The organism is Agrococcus sp. DT81.2 (assembly GCF_049844935.1).
In the GTDB taxonomy this organism is placed as follows: Bacteria; Actinomycetota; Actinomycetes; order Actinomycetales; family Microbacteriaceae; genus Agrococcus.
Genome location: NZ_JBNCLZ010000001.1, coordinates 662365 through 679621 on the forward strand (window position 1 = coordinate 662365; position 17257 = coordinate 679621).

15 protein-coding genes, 1 tRNA gene and 1 other RNA gene are annotated in these 17257 nt (G+C 72.9%); 10 read left to right on the plus strand and 7 right to left on the minus strand.

The features are described 5' to 3' along the window. Positions 1-146 precede the first annotated feature (146 nt). The 3 genes from ACLQ21_RS03175 to ACLQ21_RS03185 are packed head-to-tail and all read left to right on the plus strand — an operon-like array spanning position 147 to position 3894. On the plus strand, positions 147-944 hold the full coding sequence (locus tag ACLQ21_RS03175) for a DeoR/GlpR family DNA-binding transcription regulator (protein ID WP_425661356.1): 798 nt from the start codon (positions 147-149) through the stop codon (positions 942-944). Further along, the gene (locus ACLQ21_RS03180; protein WP_425661358.1) at positions 941-1915 is read left to right on the plus strand and encodes a 1-phosphofructokinase family hexose kinase; all 975 of its coding nucleotides are present in this window, start codon (positions 941-943) and stop codon (positions 1913-1915) included. The genes ACLQ21_RS03175 and ACLQ21_RS03180 overlap by 4 nt, the downstream gene beginning before the upstream one ends. After that, the gene (locus ACLQ21_RS03185) at positions 1915-3894 is read left to right on the plus strand and encodes a PTS fructose transporter subunit IIABC (protein ID WP_425661360.1); all 1980 of its coding nucleotides are present in this window, start codon (positions 1915-1917) and stop codon (positions 3892-3894) included. Before ACLQ21_RS03180 ends, ACLQ21_RS03185 begins: the two co-directional genes overlap by 1 nt. Positions 3895-3953: 59 nt before the next feature. Here ACLQ21_RS03185 and rnpB read toward each other — a convergent pair. The 5 genes from rnpB to ACLQ21_RS03210 form a co-directional block, all read right to left on the minus strand. After that, positions 3954-4321: RNase P RNA component class A (gene rnpB / locus ACLQ21_RS03190), an RNA gene on the minus strand. A gap of 26 nt (positions 4322-4347) precedes the next feature. After that, positions 4348-5442 (minus strand): hypothetical protein, encoded by a 1095-nt coding sequence (locus ACLQ21_RS03195; protein ID WP_425661362.1) that lies wholly within the window; start codon positions 5440-5442, stop codon positions 4348-4350. Between the two features lie 54 nt (positions 5443-5496). Next, positions 5497-6237, minus strand: coding sequence for a zinc ribbon domain-containing protein (locus tag ACLQ21_RS03200; protein WP_425661364.1), 741 nt, complete (start codon positions 6235-6237; stop codon positions 5497-5499). Then, positions 6228-7064, minus strand: a complete 837-nt coding sequence (locus ACLQ21_RS03205; RefSeq protein ID WP_425661366.1) for a Nif3-like dinuclear metal center hexameric protein — start codon at positions 7062-7064, stop codon at positions 6228-6230. Before ACLQ21_RS03205 ends, ACLQ21_RS03200 begins: the two co-directional genes overlap by 10 nt. A 48-nt stretch (positions 7065-7112) precedes the next feature. Continuing rightward, positions 7113-7889, minus strand: coding sequence for an SDR family NAD(P)-dependent oxidoreductase (locus ACLQ21_RS03210; RefSeq protein ID WP_425661368.1), 777 nt, complete (start codon positions 7887-7889; stop codon positions 7113-7115). 80 nt (positions 7890-7969) lie between these two features. Here ACLQ21_RS03210 and ACLQ21_RS03215 point away from each other — a divergent pair. Next, positions 7970-8042: transfer RNA gene (locus ACLQ21_RS03215), tRNA-Val, on the plus strand. A gap of 229 nt (positions 8043-8271) precedes the next feature. On the opposite strand, the gene ACLQ21_RS03220 is transcribed toward ACLQ21_RS03215, so the two are convergent. Beyond that, positions 8272-8730, minus strand: a complete 459-nt coding sequence (locus ACLQ21_RS03220) for a peroxiredoxin (RefSeq protein WP_425661370.1) — start codon at positions 8728-8730, stop codon at positions 8272-8274. Positions 8731-8899: 169 nt separating this feature from the next. Here ACLQ21_RS03220 and aceE point away from each other — a divergent pair, with 169 nt between their 5' ends. The 6 genes from aceE (at position 8900) to ACLQ21_RS03250 (ending at position 16329) form a co-directional block, all read left to right on the plus strand. Continuing rightward, positions 8900-11575, plus strand: a complete 2676-nt coding sequence (gene aceE, locus ACLQ21_RS03225; protein ID WP_425661427.1) for a pyruvate dehydrogenase (acetyl-transferring), homodimeric type — start codon at positions 8900-8902, stop codon at positions 11573-11575. 86 nt (positions 11576-11661) lie between these two features. Continuing rightward, positions 11662-12813: a PucR family transcriptional regulator gene (locus ACLQ21_RS03230; protein ID WP_425661371.1), complete on the plus strand. Its 1152-nt coding sequence runs from the start codon at positions 11662-11664 to the stop codon at positions 12811-12813. A gap of 16 nt (positions 12814-12829) precedes the next feature. Then, on the plus strand, positions 12830-13750 hold the full coding sequence (locus ACLQ21_RS03235; protein WP_425661373.1) for an ACP S-malonyltransferase: 921 nt from the start codon (positions 12830-12832) through the stop codon (positions 13748-13750). A gap of 5 nt (positions 13751-13755) precedes the next feature. Then, entirely contained in the window at positions 13756-14742 is a 987-nt protein-coding gene (locus tag ACLQ21_RS03240; RefSeq protein ID WP_425661375.1) for a beta-ketoacyl-ACP synthase III, read from the plus strand. Between the two features lie 36 nt (positions 14743-14778). Further along, a complete protein-coding gene (locus tag ACLQ21_RS03245; protein ID WP_343916685.1) occupies positions 14779-15030 on the plus strand; it encodes an acyl carrier protein in 252 nt (83 codons plus the stop codon). Between the two features lie 63 nt (positions 15031-15093). After that, positions 15094-16329, plus strand: a complete 1236-nt coding sequence (locus ACLQ21_RS03250; RefSeq protein ID WP_425661377.1) for a beta-ketoacyl-[acyl-carrier-protein] synthase family protein — start codon at positions 15094-15096, stop codon at positions 16327-16329. 94 nt (positions 16330-16423) lie between these two features. Here ACLQ21_RS03250 and ACLQ21_RS03255 read toward each other — a convergent pair whose 3' ends face one another. Beyond that, a complete protein-coding gene (locus tag ACLQ21_RS03255) occupies positions 16424-16951 on the minus strand; it encodes a DUF3145 family protein (protein ID WP_425661379.1) in 528 nt (175 codons plus the stop codon). Positions 16952-17257: the final 306 nt, after the last annotated feature.

Below are 17257 nucleotides of genomic sequence, written 5' to 3' on the forward strand. Positions count from 1 at the left end.
AGCCGGCGCCGTGGCGGCTCGCTGACTGCAGGGCGGGGCAGCGGGACAACTGCCCTACGCCCGCCCGATCGATCGCCCACGTCCCCCCATCTGTGTTCTTCTGCGTTTCTCTGGCTTTGTCTGCGTAACGGTGCTACGGTGCTCGTATGGAGTCACCGATGCTCGCCACGCAGCGCCGCGACACGATCGCTGCGCGCATCCAGTCCGACGGCCGCGTGCTCGTCGCCGGCATCGCTCGCGAGCTCGGCATCACCCCCGAGACGGTGCGGCGCGACCTCGACGCCCTCGAGCGCGCCGGCGTCGCCCGCCGCGTGCACGGCGGCGCGGTCAGCGCGAGCCGCTCGAGCCTCGTCGAGACGGGGATCGCCGAGCGGCAGGACGCGAACGCCGAGGGCAAGCGCCGCATCGCCCGCCTCGCGTGCGACCGCCTGCTGGCATCCGGCGCCACGAGCGTGCTGCTCGACGCCGGCACGACCACGGCCGCGGTCGCCGCCGAGCTCGTCGCCACCTGGCCCGGCGCGGGAGGCCCGCGGCTGGTGGTCGCGACGCACTCCCCCGCCATCGCGCAGCTGCTCGCCGCGCACCCGTCGATCGAGGTGCACGCGATCGGCGGCCGCATCCGTGCGGTGACGGGCGCCGCCGTCGGCGCGCAGACGGTGCTGGCGATCGCGGCGCTCCGACCTGACGTCGTGATCCTCGGCACCAACGGCCTCGACGCGACCGGCGCCACGACCCCGGACCCCGACGAGGCCGCAGTGAAGTCGGCCATCGTCGCCGCCGGCCGCCGCGTGGCGGTGCTCGCCGACGCGACGAAGCTCGGCGAGGCGTCGCTCGTGCGCTTCGCCGCCCTCGAGCAGCTCGACGTGCTGCTGACCGACGCGGCGCCGGATGCGTCGCTCGCCGCGGCCCTGGACGACGCCGGCTGCGAGGTGCAGGTCGCATGATCCTCACGCTCACGCTCAATCCCTCCATCGACCGCACCGTCGAGCTCGGCGCTCCGCTCGAGCGCGGCGCCGTGCAGCGCGCCGTCGCCGCCGCGAGCGAGGTCGCGGCCGGCAAGGGCGTCAACGTCACCCGAGTGCTCACGGCGGCCGGCGTGCGCTCGCGCGCCATCGTCGTCTCCCGCGACGACGACGCCTTCGCCGCCCTGCTGGCGGCCGACGGCGTCGACGCAGTGCACGTGCCGGTGGACGCGCCCGTGCGCACGAACCTCGCGCTCACCGAGGCCGACGGCACGACGACGAAGGTGAACGAGCCCGGCGCTCCGCTCGACGACCGCGCTGTCGCCGCCGTGCTCGCTGCGGTCAGTGCGCACGCGGCCTCCGCAGACTGGCTCGTGGTCGCCGGCTCGCTGCCGGTCGGCGCGCGACCGGGACTCGTGGTCGACGTCATCGCGGCCGCCCGCGCGGCGCGCCCCGGCATCCGCGTCGCCGTGGACACCTCGGGCGCGCCGCTCGCCGCCGCCGTGACCGCGGGCGGCATCGACCTCGCGAAGCCGAACGACGAAGAGCTCGAGGAGCTGCTCGGCCTCACCCACGGCGCCATCGACGGCCCGGGTGCTGCGGCGTCGGCGGCGCGGGCGCTCGTCGGCCGAGGCGTCGGCGCGGTGCTGCTGACACTCGGCGGCGACGGCGCGATCCTCGCGGACGGCATCGCCCTCCTCCGCGCCACCCCGCCGCCGACCGTCGTGCGCTCGACCGTCGGCGCCGGCGACGCCAGCCTCGCCGGCTGGCTCATCGCCCACGTCCGCGGCGACGACGCGGCCGGCCGGCTGCGCCAGGCCGTCGCGCACGGCTCCGCGGCGGCCGCGATGCCCGGCACCGGCTTCCCCACTCCCGACGACGCCGACGCGACCCGCGTCGACGTCGAGACCCTCGACCACGCGGCAGCCGTCGCAGAACCCCAGGAGCACTGATGCCCCAGATCCTCACCCCCGACCTCGTCGTGCTCGACGCCGACCTCGGCGCCGACAAGGAGGCCGTCATCCGGTCGCTCGCGGCTCGTGCCGCGGGCACCGACCGCGTCGCGGACGGCGACGGCCTCGCCGCCGCCGTGCTCGAGCGCGAGGCGCTCACGCCCACCGGCATGGGCGCCGGCATCGCCATCCCGCACTGCAAGTCGGCGGCCGTGCGCGAGCCGAGCCTGGCGTTCGCCAGGCTCAGCCCGCCGGTCGACTTCGGCGCCCCCGACGGCCCGGCCGACCTCGTCTTCATGATCATGGCGCCGGACGGCGCTGCTGAGACCCACCTCGCGGTGCTCTCGCGGCTCGCCGGCTCGCTCATCGACGAGCAGTTCACCGACGCGCTGCGCGCGGCGTCGAGCCAGGCCGAGGTCGTCGCGCTCGTCGAGGACGTCGTCGCCGACCGCGACGAGTCTGCCGCGGCGCCGGTCGCCGAGGGTGCCCGCAGCATCGTCGCCGTCACGGCATGCCCGACAGGCATCGCGCACACCTATATGGCGGCGGATGCGCTCAAGGCCGCGGCCGAGCGCGCGGGCGTGCGCATCGATGTCGAGACGCAGGGCTCGAGCGGCACGAAGCGCCTCGACCCGGCGGTGATCGCGGCGGCCGACGCCGTGGTCTTCGCGGTCGACGTGGACGTGCGCGAGCGCGGCCGCTTCGCGGGCAAGCCGTACGTGCAGGTGCCGGTCAAGCGCGGCATCGATGCGGCGGATGCGCTCATCCAGGAGGCGCTCGGGCACGCCGACAACCCATCCGGGCCGCGCCTCGCCGGCGGCGGTGCGAGCGAGGCCGCGACGACCGACTCCGGCACTCGCTCGCTGGGCGGCACGGTCAAGCGAGCGCTGCTCACCGGCGTCAGCTACATGATCCCGTTCGTCGCCGGCGGCGGCCTGCTCATCGCGCTCGGCTTCCTGCTCGGCGGCTTCCGCATCACCGAGGTCGCGGGCGACGTGATCGTGCAGAACACCCTGTTGAACCTGCCAGAGGGCGGGCTCGGCCAGTACCTCGGCGCGGTGCTCTTCTCCATCGGCGCGGCCTCGATGGGCTTCCTCGTGCCAGCGCTCGCCGGCTACATCGCCTACGCGATCGCGGACCGGCCCGGCATCGCCCCGGGCTTCGTCGCGGGCGCCGTCGCCGGGATCATGGATGCCGGCTTCATCGGCGGCCTCGTCGGCGGACTGCTCGCCGGGCTCGCGGCCTGGTGGATCGGCACCTGGCGGGTGCCGTCGTGGTTGCGCGGCCTCATGCCCGTCGTGGTCATCCCGCTGCTCGCGTCGATCTTCGCCTCCGGCCTCATGGTGATGCTGCTCGGCGGCCCGATCGCCGCGCTCATGGCTGGGCTGACCGGCTGGCTCAGCTCGCTCACCGGCACCGGCGCGGTGCTGCTCGGCCTGCTGCTCGGCACCATGATGGCGTTCGACCTCGGTGGCCCCCTCAACAAGGTGGCCTACGGCTTCGCCGTCGCGGGCCTCGGAGCCGGCTCGCCCGAGAACCTCTCGCCGTGGATGATCATGGCCGCCGTCATGGCAGCCGGCATGGTTCCGCCGCTCGGCATGGCGCTCGCGAGCACACTCGACCGGCGGCTCTTCACCCCCGCAGAGCAGGAGAACGGCAAGGCGGCGTGGCTGCTGGGAGCGTCGTTCATCTCGGAGGGGGCGATCCCGTTCGCGGCGGCCGACCCGCTGCGCGTCATCCCCGCGGCGATCCTCGGCTCGGCCGCGACCGGCGCGATCTCGATGGCGTTCGGTGTGACGAGCCAGGCGCCGCACGGCGGGTTCTTCGTGTTCTTCGCGATCGGCAACCTGCTGATGTTCGTGATCGCGATCGCCGTCGGGACGGTCATCACCGCGCTCGCGGTCATCGCGCTGAAGCGCTGGGCGCGCAGGTCGCCGGCCGCCGAGGTCGCGGCCGAGCCCGCGCTCGTGGCCGCCTGACACAACCGCAGGACACAGCTCCCCGAGGCCTCGCGGCCTCGGGGAGCTCGTGCGTTGGGCGAACCGGCCAGCCGATACGCCGGGTTCTGTCGTGGACGGTCATCTCTCTACGGGATGCATTGCTGCAGCCCTCTAGCGACCTACCCGCGGATGGGACGAGCAGCCCCGTGATCCGCTGTCTGGTCTTGCTCCGGGCGAGGTTTGCCTAGCCGCCGCGCTCGCACGCGACGCTGGTGGGCTCTTGCCCCACCGTTTCACTCCTGGCCGGCCCTGGCCTTGCGACCCTGACCGGTGGACCTGCTCTCTGTTGCACTTTCTCGCGGGTTGCCCCGGGTGGACGTTATCCACCGCCCTGCTCTGCGGAGCCCGGACGTTCCTCGGCGCGATGCCCCGGAGGACCTCGCGACGCGACCGCCTAGCCGACCGGCTCGCGCTCCCAGGATACCGCCGCGCTCAGGCAGGCGGCGCGAGCGGCTTGCGGTAGTACGCGGTCGAGTGCAGCGGCCTGCCGCCGAAGCGCGAGAACTGCCGCGCCGAGCCGGGGTTCTGCCGCCCCACCGGCGTCGAGCGCAGCGTGCGGCAGCCGCGCGCCGCGAGGTTCGCGTGCAGCCGGCGGCTCAGCAGGGTGACGATCCCCTTGCCCTGCGCATCGGGCCTGGCGCCCTGGATGACGAGCACCGCGTCGCCGCGCAGCTCGTGGCGGCGAGCCAGGACCGACCACGCGTCCTGCGGACGGATGCGGCCGCCGGAGCGCTGCAGCACCGGTGACGCGTCGAGCACGGCGACGACGAAGGCGACCGGGTGGTCCTCCTCGTCGCGGGCGATGAGGAACAGCCCGGGTTCGTGCAGCAGACCGAAGCCTCGCGTCTGCACCCGCAGCTCCGCCCGCGTGAACGGCGTGTAGTAGGGCAACTGCGCGAACGAGTCGTTGAGCATCGGCAGCAGCGCCCGCAGCCCCCTGCCGAGCCCGAGACGACTGACCTCGTCGATGCGGATGCCGACGGCGTCGAGCTCGTCGTCGCTCGGGCCGTCCTCGTCGACGACGTCGACGATCCAGGTGTCGGCCTCGTACCAGCGGCGCATGCCGCGCTCCTCGAGCGCCTCCGGCAGCCACGGCGGGTTCCAGGGCGCGTCGAGGAAGCCGCGCTCCTCGAAGCCGGCGGTGATGACGCCGCCCGACTGGTTGGGCAGCAGCTGCGCGGGGCCGAAGAGCTCGTCGGCCCCCGCAGCGACGCCCGTCGCCTCGATCGTGTCGAGCAGGGCATGCACGACCTGCGGGCCGGCGGCCTCGAGCGCGCCGAACACCTGCGCGCGGCCGCCCAGCCGCGCATCCAGCCGGTCGTCGCGATGCGTGATCGCGCGGCCGACCGGGCGGTCGCCGTCGAACGCGAGCAGCAGTTGCACGGGGTGAGGGTGCGGATGCCTCCCCCGATGCCACGCGCGGACGGTGCGCTCCGAGAGCGGCACGGCCATGCCGCCGTGCGTCTCGTAGCCGAGGCGCACGAAGGACTCGAGCGCCGCCTCGTCGGCGACCTCCACGACCCTCATCGCGACATCCCCATGCGGCATCGTACGACGGATGCCGCACGCGGGGGCGGCTGACTAGAGGCCGCTCTCCTCCGTGCGCACCAGGATCGCCGACGAGTTCGGGTCGAGGATCACGTCGTCGGGAGCCGCCTGGCGGATCTGGTGCATCTCGGAGGCGTTGAGCTCGACGCCCGAGGCGGCGGAGGTGCGGTGCTGCAGCAGGGTCGCGCCGATGCCGTAGCGCTCGCGCTGGCGGTCGTAGAGGGCGAGCAGGTCGGCAGGGACCGCCTTGACGCGGTCGGCGCGCTCCGCACGGGCCTCGGCGAGCTCGCGCTCGAGGCCGGCGGCGACCTCGGCGCGCTCCGCAGCGAGCCGGTCCCGCTCCTCGCGCGCCTGGGCGACCTCGGCACGCGCGGCGGCGAGCGCCGCGGCGGCGTCCTCCTGCACCTGCATCGCCTCGAGCTCGAGGTCCTCGAGCGTGCTGCGGCGCCGCTCGAGCGTCTCGATCTCGTGCTCGGTCGCGGTCGCGGTCTTCGCGTCCTTCACGACCAGCAGGCGCTCGCGGTCGCGCGCGAGCCGCGCCTCGACCGTCTGCACGTCGCTCTCGATGCGCGCGACCTCCGCGCTCGCGTCGTCGTGGGCGCCGAGGCGCTCGAGCACGGCGCGGTCGAGCGTCGCGAGCAGCGCGTCGAGCTCGTCGATCCGCTTGGTCTGCGGCAGCGCCTTCGCCTTCGCCTGCAGCCGCACGATGCGGGTGTCCACGTCCTGGAGCGTCAGCAGCCGTCGCTGGTCGCTGTTCGTCGCCTTCAGTGCCATGCCTGCTCCTCCTGCGGGACCGCGAAGTCCCATGGGTCCGTCCGGATCTCGCTCACGAGCACCTCGACGCCCGGCAGCGCGACGCGCAGCTGCTCGGCGGCGGGCCGCAGCCACAGCGACTCGTTCGCCCAGTGCGACACGTCGACGAGGGCGGGGCCCTCGCCTGCCGCGTGGCGCTCGCGCGCGTCGGATGCGGGATGGTGGCGGAGGTCGCTCGTGATGTAGACGTCGGCGCCGGCCACGGCGCGCTCGCGCAGCAGCGAGTCGCCTGCGCCGCCGCAGATCGCGACGCGCCGCACCTCGCGGGTCGGGTCGCCCGCGGCACGGATGCCCCCGGCGACGGCGGGCAGCAGCGCCGCGAGCGTCCGCACGAGCTGGCCGAGCGCGACCGGCTCGGGCAGGTCGCCGACCCGGCCCAGGCCGAGCGCGTCGTCGACGCGATTGACGACGATGGGCGTCGCGTCGGTCAGGCCGAGCATCGACGCGAGCTCTCCGCTCGTGCCCCGGTCGACCGCATCCGCATTCGTGTGCGCGGCGAGCAGCGCGACGCGCTCGCGCACGAGCCGAGTGATGACGCGTCCGGCGGGCGTGGTGGCGGCGACGCTCGTGGCGCCGCGCAGTAGCAGCGGGTGGTGCACGAGCAGCAGGTCGGCGCCGCGCTCGACGGCCTCGGCGGCGGTCGCGTCGACGGCGTCGACGGCCAGCAGCACGCGCGCGACCGGGTCGGCGGGATCCCCCGCGATGAGCCCGACGGCATCCCAGTCCTCGGCGGTCGCAGCCGGCCAGAGCGACTCGACCGCGCGCTGGACCTCCGCGACGCTCGTCATGCGCCCCATCCTACGGACGCCCGCCCGGCGGCAGCGCCGCGGCCCCGATCAGCGAGGCGGCATCCGCAGCGCGCCGTCCATGCGGATCGTCTCGCCGTTGAGGTAGTCGTGCTCGACGACCGCGACCACCAGCTGCCCGAACTCGTCGGGACGCGCGAGCCGCGCGGGGAACGGCACCGTCGCCTCGAGCGCGTCGCGCACCTCGGTGCCGATGCCGGCCATCATCGGGGTGTCGACGACGCCCGGCGCGATCGTCATGACGCGGATGCCGTGGCGCGCGAGGTCGCGGGCGGCCGGCAGCGTCATCGCCGCCACGGCGCCCTTCGAGGCGCTGTACGCGGCCTGGCCGATCTGGCCGTCGAAGGCGGCGACGGATGCCGTCTGCACGACGATGCCCCGCTGGCCGTCGCGACCCTCGAGCGGGTCGGCCTCGGCGATCCTCGCGGCGGCGAGCCGCAGCACCTGGAACGAGCCGAAGAGGTTGACGGCGATCGTGCGCTCGAAGGCCGCCTGGTCGTGCGGTCCGTCGCGGCCGATGAGGCGCTTGCCGGTCGCGATGCCGGCGCACGAGACGGCGATGCGCAGGGGCGCGAGCGCCGAGGCCTCGTCGACCGCGCGCTGCACATCCGCTTCGACCGTCACGTCGCCCGGCACCAGCCGGATGCCGTCACGCGGCATCGACCCGGACGTCTCCGCGCGCTCGATCGCGGCCGGCAGGTCGAGCCCGACCACGAGCGCTCCCCGGTCGGCGAGCGCGGCGGCGGTCGCGGCGCCCAGGCCCGACGCCGCCCCGGTCACGAGTGCGGCGGCACCACGGATCTCCACATCGACCTCCTCGTCGCGCGCCCCGTCGGCGCCCGGCCACGCTACCGCCCGAGTGCTCGGGTGATGGCAGGATGGCCGTCGGGCGGTTGGCGCAGCTGGTAGCGCACTTCGTTTACACCGAAGGGGTCGCCGGTTCGAGCCCGGCACCGCCCACGACTGAAGCTCTCGCCGGCGGCGCGGAGCCTGGGCCGCCGCCGTTGCCGCCCTCCTGCGCGCGAGTGTCGGCTTGCTGCTCGTGTGTCGCGACACTCCTGCACCGCCTCGACACTGGGCGGATGGGTCGCCGCGCGAGTGTCGACGTCGTGCTCCGGTGTCGCGACACTCGAGCGACTACCTGACACTGCGCACCCGCGGCGCCGATCAAGCTGCTGCCACGACGGCGCTAGGCGACCAGCGCGAGCGCCTCCTTGTAGGACTCCATGTCGCGCGACGCCGACGGGCTCACGCGGAACTGCGCGGCGATCCGGCCGTCGCGGTCGATGACATAGGTGGCGCGGGTGGCGGTGCCGCGCTCGGGCAGGAACGCGTCGTAGGCCTGCGCAACGGCGCCGTGCGGCCAGAAGTCGCTCAGCAGCCGGAACCGCAGCCCCTCCTGCTCGGCGAAGACGCGCAGCGAGGCCGCGGTGTCGACCGAGATCGCGAGCACCTCTGCCTCCGCGTCCTCGAACGCGGCGAGCTCGTCGCGGATCGCGCACAGCTCGCCCGTGCAGCGTCCGGTGAACGCCGCCGGGTAGAAGACGAGCACCACGGGACGCCCGCGGAGCTCGGAGAGCGTGACCGCTTCGCCGGTGTGGTCGGTGAGCGTGAAATCGGGTGCTTCCTCGCCGATCTGGAGTGCCATGGCCTCATCGTGCCAGAGCCCCGTCGATGGTTCCCAGCACGAACGCGTCCGGCTCGACGCGGTGGATAGAGTGGATGCGCGGACGCGCGCACCCAGGGCGCCGCGAGAATCGACGTCAGGAGCATCGGTGCTGAACGACCAGGACCCCTACTCGGGCCACACGGACGACATGGACCCCAGCGAGACCGCTGAGTGGCAGGAGTCGCTGTCGCAGCTCGTCGCCGCCAACGGGAGCGAGCGCGGTCGCGAGATCATGCTCAGCCTGCTCAAGCGCTCCAAGGAGCTGCACCTGGGCGTGCCGATGGTGCCGACGACCGACTACATCAACACGATCTCGCCCGACAACGAGCCCGAGTTCCCGGGCGACGAGGCGATCGAGCGCACGTACCGCCGCTGGATCCGCTGGAACGCGGCGATCATGGTGCACCGGGCGCAGGCGCCCGGCATCGGCGTCGGCGGCCACATCTCGACGTACGCCTCCTCGGCATCGCTCTACGAGGTCGGCCTCAACCACTTCTTCCGCGGCCAGGATCACCCCGGCGGCGGCGACCAGATCTTCTACCAGGGCCACGCCTCCCCCGGCATGTACGCGCGCGCCTTCCTCGAGGGCCGCCTGAGCGAGTCGCAGATGGACGCGTTCCGCCAGGAGAAGTCGAAGCGGCCCAACGGCATCCCCTCCTACCCGCACCCGCGGATGATGCCCGACTTCTGGCAGTTCCCGACCGTGTCGATGGGCCTCGGCCCCATCGGCGCCATCTACCAGGCGCAGGCGAACCGCTACCTCGCCAACCGCGGCATCAAGGACGTCGCCGACTCGCAGGTGTGGGCGTTCCTCGGCGACGGCGAGATGGACGAGGTCGAGTCGCGCGGCGCGCTGCAGCTCGCCGCCAACGACGGCCTCGACAACCTCAACTTCGTCATCAACGCCAACCTCCAGCGCCTCGACGGCCCGGTGCGCGGCAACGGCAAGATCATCCAGGAGCTCGAGTCGTTCTTCCGCGGCGCGGGCTGGAACGTCATCAAGGTCGTCTGGGGCCGCGAGTGGGACGACCTGCTCGCCCGCGACCACGACGGCGCGCTCCGCAACCTCATGAACGTCACGCCCGACGGCGACTACCAGACCTACAAGGCGGAGTCGGGTCTGTTCGTGCGCGAGCACTTCTTCGGCCGCGACCCGCGCACGCTCGAGCTGGTCAAGGACATGACCGACGACGAGATCTGGGGCCTGAAGCGCGGCGGCCACGACTACCAGAAGGTCTACGCGGCCTACAATGCGGCGGCCGAGCACAAGGGCCAGCCGACCGTCATCATCGCGAAGACGATCAAGGGCTACGGCCTCGGCAAGCACTTCGAGGCGCGCAACGCGACGCACCAGATGAAGAAGCTCACGCTCGACGACCTGAAGACCTTCCGCGACTACCTGCAGCTCGACATCTCCGACAAGCAGCTCGAGGCCGACCCGTACAACCCGCCGTACTTCAACCCGGGCGACGACTCCCCCGAGATCCAGTACATGCTGGACCGTCGGCGCGAGCTGGGCGGCTTCACGCCCGAGCGCCGCTCGAAGCACACGATCATCCCGCTGCCCGAGGCGAAGACCTACGACATGCCCAAGAAGGGCTCGGGCAAGCAGCAGGTCGCCACCACGATGGCGTTCGTCCGGCTGCTCAAGGACCTGCTGCGCGACAAGGGCTGGGGCGAGCGCATCGTGCCGATCATCCCCGACGAGGCGCGCACGTTCGGCATCGACGCGTTCTTCCCGACGGCGAAGATCTACAACCCGCACGGCCAGAACTACACCTCGGTCGACCGTGACCTGCTGCTCAAGTACCGCGAGGCGCCCGACGGCCAGATCGTGCACGTCGGCATCAACGAGGCTGGCGCCATGGCGGCCTTCATCGCCGCCGGCTCGTCGTACTCGACGCACGGCGAGCCGCTCGTGCCGATCTACGTCTTCTACTCGATGTTCGGCTTCCAGCGCACCGGCGACTCGATCTGGGCGGCCGCGGACCAGATGACGCGCGGCTTCCTGATCGGCGCGACCGCGGGCCGCACGACGCTCGCCGGTGAGGGCACGCAGCACGCCGACGGCCACTCGCCGCTCATCGCATCCACGAACCCGGCCGTGCTCGCGTATGACCCGGCCTACGGCTATGAGATCGCGCACATCGTGCAGATGGGTCTCGAGCGGATGTACGGGGACACGCCCGAGGACGTCATCATGTACCTCACCGTCTACAACGAGCCGTACGTGCAGCCGGCCGAGCCCGAGGGCGTCGACGTCGAGGGCATCCGCCGCGGCATCCACCGCGTCTCGGTGAGCGACCACCACCCGATCAAGGTGCAGCTGCTCGGTTCGGGCGTCGCCCTGCCGTGGCTGCACCACGCGCAGGAGCTGCTCGGCAGCGACTGGGGCATCTCGGCCGACATCTGGTCGGTCACCTCGTGGAGCGAGCTGCGCCGCGACGGGCTCGAGGCGGATGAGCACAACTGGCTCAACCCGCAGGCGAACGCCAAGGTGCCGTACGTCACGCAGCGCCTCTCGGCGGCGGAGGGCCCGTTCATCGCGACGAGCGACTACATGCGCGCCGTGCCCGACCAGATCCGCGAGTGGGTGCCCGGCGACTACGCGACGCTCGGCGCCGACGGCTTCGGCTTCGCCGACACCCGCGCCGCGGCTCGTCGCTTCTTCACGATCGACAGCCACTCGGTGGTCGTGCGCGCCCTTGAGGCGCTCGCGAAGCAGGGGAAGGTGCCGCTCGGCATGGTGATGCAGGCGATCGACAAGTACAGCCTGCACGACGTGAACGCGGGGCAGTCGGGCAACGCCGGCGGCGAGTCCTAGGACCCGCGCTGTCCGCTGACGCCGAGCTGAAGGCGCAGCAGCTCGGGTGGCTGCGGCGCATCTCGGGCGACCTCGCGACCCAGGTCATGCGGGCGCTCGACGACCGCCTGCCCTGGTACCGCACGATGCCCCCATCGCGCCGCAGCGCGGTGGGGCTCGTCGCGCAGTCGGGCATCACGTCGTTCATTGCCTGGCACGAGGATCCAGAGGCGCAGCCCTGGATCGCCGCCGACGTCTTCGCGGCGGCGCCCAGGGAGCTGCTGCGCAGCGTGAGCCTGCAGCAGACGCTGCAGCTGATCCGCACGGTGGTGTCGGTCTTCGAGGAGCGCATCGGCGACGCGGATCCGCTCATGCGCGAGCCGATCCTGCGCTACTCGCGCGAGATCGCGTTCGCGGCCGCCGACGTCTACGCGCGCGCGGCCGAGTCGCGGGGGCTCTGGGACGCGCGGCTCGAGGCGCTCGTCGTCGACTCGATCCTCACGGGCGAGCACGACGACGAGCTGCCGAGCCGATCGGCGGCGCTCGGCTGGCACGGCCGTGGCGAGTGCGCCGTGCTCGTGGGCGTCGCCCCGCGAGTGCTCGACGTCGACGTCATCCGCCGACGCGCGAGGCACGCCGGCTGCGACGTGCTGGTGGGCGTGCAGGGCACGCGGCTCGTCGTCGTGATCGGGCGCGCTGCCGCCGACGACGACGAGACGACCGACGAGCCGCTCGAGTTCCTCGCGATCGCGGGTGAGCTCTCCGAGGGCTTCGGCGACGGGCATCTCGTGCTCGGGCCTGCCGTGCCGAGCATCGTCGAGGCGGCGCGCAGCGCGAAGGCCGCGCTCGCCGGCTTCGCGGTCGCCGACGCCTGGCGGCGCACGCCCCGGCCCGTGCGGGCCGACGACCTGCTGCCCGAGCGCGCGCTCGCGGGTGACCCGCTCGCGCGCCAGGAGCTCGTGCGCGGCGTCTACCAGCCGCTGCGCGACCACTCGAGCGACCTGCTCGCGACCCTCGCGTGCTACCTCGACACCGGCCGATCGCTCGAGGCGACCGCTCGGGAGCTCTTCGTGCACCCCAACACCGTGCGCTACCGCCTCAAGCGCATCAGCGAGATCATCGGCTGGGACGCGACGGGTGCCCGCGAGGCGCTCGCGCTGCACACGGCGATCATCCTCGGCTCGATCCACGACGCGACTCGCGAGCGCTCCCAGCGCAGCGCCACCCCGACCCGGCATGCAAGCCGGGGCAGGTCGTGAGTGGAAGGATGAATCCGTGATCGTGATCGTCGCTCCCGGCCAGGGCTCGCAGAAGCCCGGCTTCCTGGCCCCGTGGCTCGAGCTGCCAGGCGTGCGCGAGCGCCTCGGCGCCCTCGGCGAGGCCGCCGGCATCGACCTCGTCGAGCACGGCACCGTGAGCGACGCCGACACGATCCGTGACACGCGCGTCGCGCAGCCGCTCATCGTCGCCGCAGGCATCCTCACCCTCGATGCGCTCGGCGAGCGCGCGGCACTCGCGGGCGGCGTCGCGGGTCACTCGGTGGGCGAGATCACCGCGGCCGTCGCGGCCGGCGTGCTGACGGCGCAGGCCGCCATGGCGCTCGTCGGGGAGCGCGCCCGGGCGATGGCGGATGCGGCGGCCGAGACGCCGACCGGCATGGCCGCGGTGCTCGGTGCGGAGGAGACCGTGCTCGAGACGCGGCTCGCCGAGCTCGGCCTCGAGCCCGCCAACTACAACGGCGGCGGGCAGATCGTCGTCGCCGGCTCTCTCGATGCCCTCGGCGAGCTCGCCGCCGCTCCCCCGGCGCGTGCGCGCGTCATCCCGCTGCAGACGGCGGGAGCCTTCCACACGGGCTACATGGCGCCCGCGGTCGAGCGCTTCCGGGCAGCGGCCGCCGCGACGGCGACCGCCGACCCGACCACGACGCTCTGGACCAACCGGGACGGCAGCGCTGTCGCGACCGGCGCCGACTTCCTCGACCTCGTGGTCGGGCAGGTCTCGAGCCCCGTGCGCTGGGACCTGTGCATGGCGGCGTTCCAGGATGCGGGCGTGACGGGCATCGTGGAGCTCGCGCCCGCCGGCGCCCTCATCGGGCTCGCGAAGCGCGGCCTGCGCGGCGTGCCCGCCGCCGGCATCACCACCCCTGACGACCTGGACGCAGCCGTGGCGCTGCTCGAGAGCGGAGCCGCAGCATGACGACGATGACGAGCCTTCCCACCCGCAACGGCGCCCGCATCCTGTCGGTCGGCGCCGCGCGCGGCGACCTCGATGTGCCGAACGACGACCTCGTCGGGCCCATCGACTCGTCTGATGAGTGGATCCGCCAGCGCACCGGCATCATCAGCCGAGTGCGCGCCTCAGAGGGCATCGAGGCCGTCGACCTCGCCGAGACCGCCGCGCGCGAGGCGCTCGAGCGAGCTGGCCTCGACGGCTCCCGCATCGACGCGGTGATCGTCTCGACCATCAGCAACACCGTGCAGACGCCATCGATGGCCTCGCTGCTGTGCGAGCGCGTGGGCGCGACGCCCGCACCTGCCTTCGACATCTCCGCCGCGTGCGCGGGCTACGCCTACGGCGTCGCCCAGGCCGACGCGCTCGTGCGCAGCGGCATGGCCGAGCACGTGCTCGTCGTCGGCGTCGAGAAGCTCTCGGAGATCGTCGACCCGACCGACCGCTCGATCAGCTTCCTGCTCGGCGACGGCGCCGGCGCCGTCGTCATCGGCCCCTCCGACGAGCCGGGCATCAGCCCATCCGTGTGGGGCTCGGACGGCGCCCAGTGGGAGACGATCCGGATGACGAACCCGCTCGCCTCGATGCGCGAGGGCGCCGCCTGGCCGACGCTGCGCCAGGACGGCCAGAAGGTCTTCCGCTGGGCCGTCTGGGAGATGGCGAAGAAGGCGCGCGAGGCGCTCGACGCCGCGGGCGTGGAGCCGGCCGACCTCGCCGCGTTCATCCCGCATCAGGCGAACATGCGCATCATCGACGAGTTCGCGAAGCAGCTGAAGCTGCCCGACTCGGTCGTGATCGCTCGCGACATCGCGACGACCGGCAACACCTCTGCGGCGTCGATCCCGCTCGCGATGCACCGCATCCTCGAGGAGCAGCCAGAGCTCTCGGGCGGTCTCGCGCTCCAGATCGGCTTCGGCGCGGGCCTCGTGTACGGCGCCCAGGTCGTCGTCCTCCCCTAGACTTCAACCCGTCCACCAGACAGAAGGAGACACCCGATGGCATTCACCAAGGACGAGGTCCTCGCAGGACTCGCCGATCTCGTGAACGACGAGACCGGCATCGCGACCGAGAACGTGCAGCTCGAGAAGTCGTTCACGGATGACCTCGACATCGACTCGATCTCGATGATGACGATCGTCGTGAACGCCGAGGAGAAGTTCGACGTCAAGATCCCGGATGACGAGGTCAAGAACCTCAAGACCGTGCAGGACGCGGTCGACTACATCACCGGCGCGCAGGCAGCCTGAGCCTTCGCTTCGACTCGCGTGCGGCCGGGTGACCGGCCGCACGCGGCATTCTGGAGGAGAGCCATGACGCAGAAGATCGTCATCACCGGCATCGGCGCATCGTCGCCGCTCGGCGGCACGGCCCGCGAGAGCTGGGAGGCGCTGCTGGCCGGCGAGTCCGGCGCGAGCACGCTCGAGCACGACTGGGTCGAGAAGTACGACCTTCCCGTCACGTTCGCCGCGCAGGCCAAGGTGCGCCCCGACACGGTGCTCGAGCGACCCGTCGCCAAGCGACTCGACCCCTCGAGCCAGTTCGCGCTCGTCGCCGCCAAGGAGGCGTTCGCCGACGCGGGCTCTCCCGACGTCGACCCCGAGCGCCTCGGCGTCGACTTCTCCACCGGCATCGGCGGCCTCTGGACGCTGCTCGACGCGTGGGACACGCTGCGCGAGAAGGGCCCGCGCCGCGTCATGCCGATGACGGTGCCCATGCTCATGCCGAACGCGCCCTCCGCGGCCGTCTCGATGCACTTCCAGGCGCGCGCCTACGCGCAGACCGTCGCCTCGGCGTGCGCGTCGAGCACCGAGGCGCTCGTGCACGCCTACGCGCACCTGCAGGAGGGCCTCGCCGACGTCGTGATCGCCGGCGGCAGCGAGTCGGCCATCCACCCGATGACGCTCGCGGCATTCTCGTCGATGCAGGCGCTCTCGCGCCGCAACGACGACCCGGCCGGCGCATCCCGCCCCTACGACATCACCCGCGACGGCTTCGTCATGGCCGAGGGCGCGGCCGCGCTCGTGCTCGAGACCGAGGAGCACGCGCTCGCGCGCGGCGCCCGGATCTACGCCGAGCTCGCGGGCGGCGGCGTGACCGCCGACTCGTACCACATCACCGCCCCGGAGCCCGAGGGCCTCGGCGCCAGCAGGGCGGTCGAGAGGGCGCTCGCCGCGGCGGGCGCCACGGCGGCCGACGTCACGCACATCAACGCGCACGCGACCTCCACTCCGGTGGGCGACGTCGCCGAGGTGCGCGCGATGCACCGCATCTTCGGAGACCGCATCAGCGAGATCCCGGTCTCGGCGACGAAGGCGGCCCACGGCCACCTGCTCGGCGGTACCGGCGCGCTCGAGGCCGTGTTCACGGCGCTCGCGCTCGTCGAGCGCACCGCGCCGCCCACGATCAACGTGACGGAGCAGGACCCGGAGGCGCCGCTGCGCATCTCGGGCACGCCGATGCCGCTCGGCGACGGACCGCAGCTGGCGATCTCGAACTCGTTCGGCTTCGGCGGCCACAACGCCGTCATCGCGATCCGGTCGGTCTGACCGTCTGACACCGACATGCTGAGGGCCCCGCTGTACGCAGCGGGGCCCTCAGCCGTTCGTGGGTCCGCCGACGCGCGTCTGCGGACGAGAGGCGTCAGCCGACGCGGTGCAGCCAGATGACGGGCGATGCGTCAGAGGCGTGCCGGTAGGCCTCGAGCTCGCGGTCCCATGCGCCGCCCAGGGCCTCGTCGAGCTCGGCCAGCAGGGCGCGCGCGTCGGTGCCGGCGGACTCCATGGCGCTGCGGATGCGGTCCTCGGGCACGACGAGGGAACCGGCAGCGTCGATGCGACGGGCGGTGATGCCGAGCTGCGGCGTGTGCATCCACCGCATGCCGTCGCTGCCGGGCGTCGGATCCTCGGAGACCTCGAACCGCACGTCGCGCCAGCCGGCGAGGGCACTCGCGATGGCGGCGCCGGTGCCGGCGGGACCGTTCCAGTGCACCTCGGTGCGCTCCATGCCGGGCGCGGCGGGCTGGCCCTGCCACACGAAGCGCAGTGCGTCGCCGACGGCATTGCCGACGGCCCACTCCAAGTGGGTGCGCATGGCGCGCGGGGACGCGTGGATCCAGACGACCCCCGTCGTGGAAACGGGACGTCGTCGGAGCGTGTTCGCGGCAGTCATCGTCTCTCCCTCGTTCGATGCGACTTCCCCATCGGTCGAACAATTCGAGACAGCCTCGAGTGTGTCACAACGAGCCGCGGAATGACAAGCGTGTCACTCGGGCTGGCGAGCGAGGTCGGCGTCAGAACGGTGCGGCGTCAGAACGGTGCGGCATGAGATCGGTGCGGCGTGAGATCGGTGCGGCGTCAGAACGGTGGTGGTGCTTCGTCGTCGGTCGGTTGGGGTGGGGTGCCCCAGTGGCCGGTGGTGTCGGGCGGCTGCGGGTCGGGTCGGGTGTCGGGGTTGCGCCAGAGCTCGGTCTCGGCG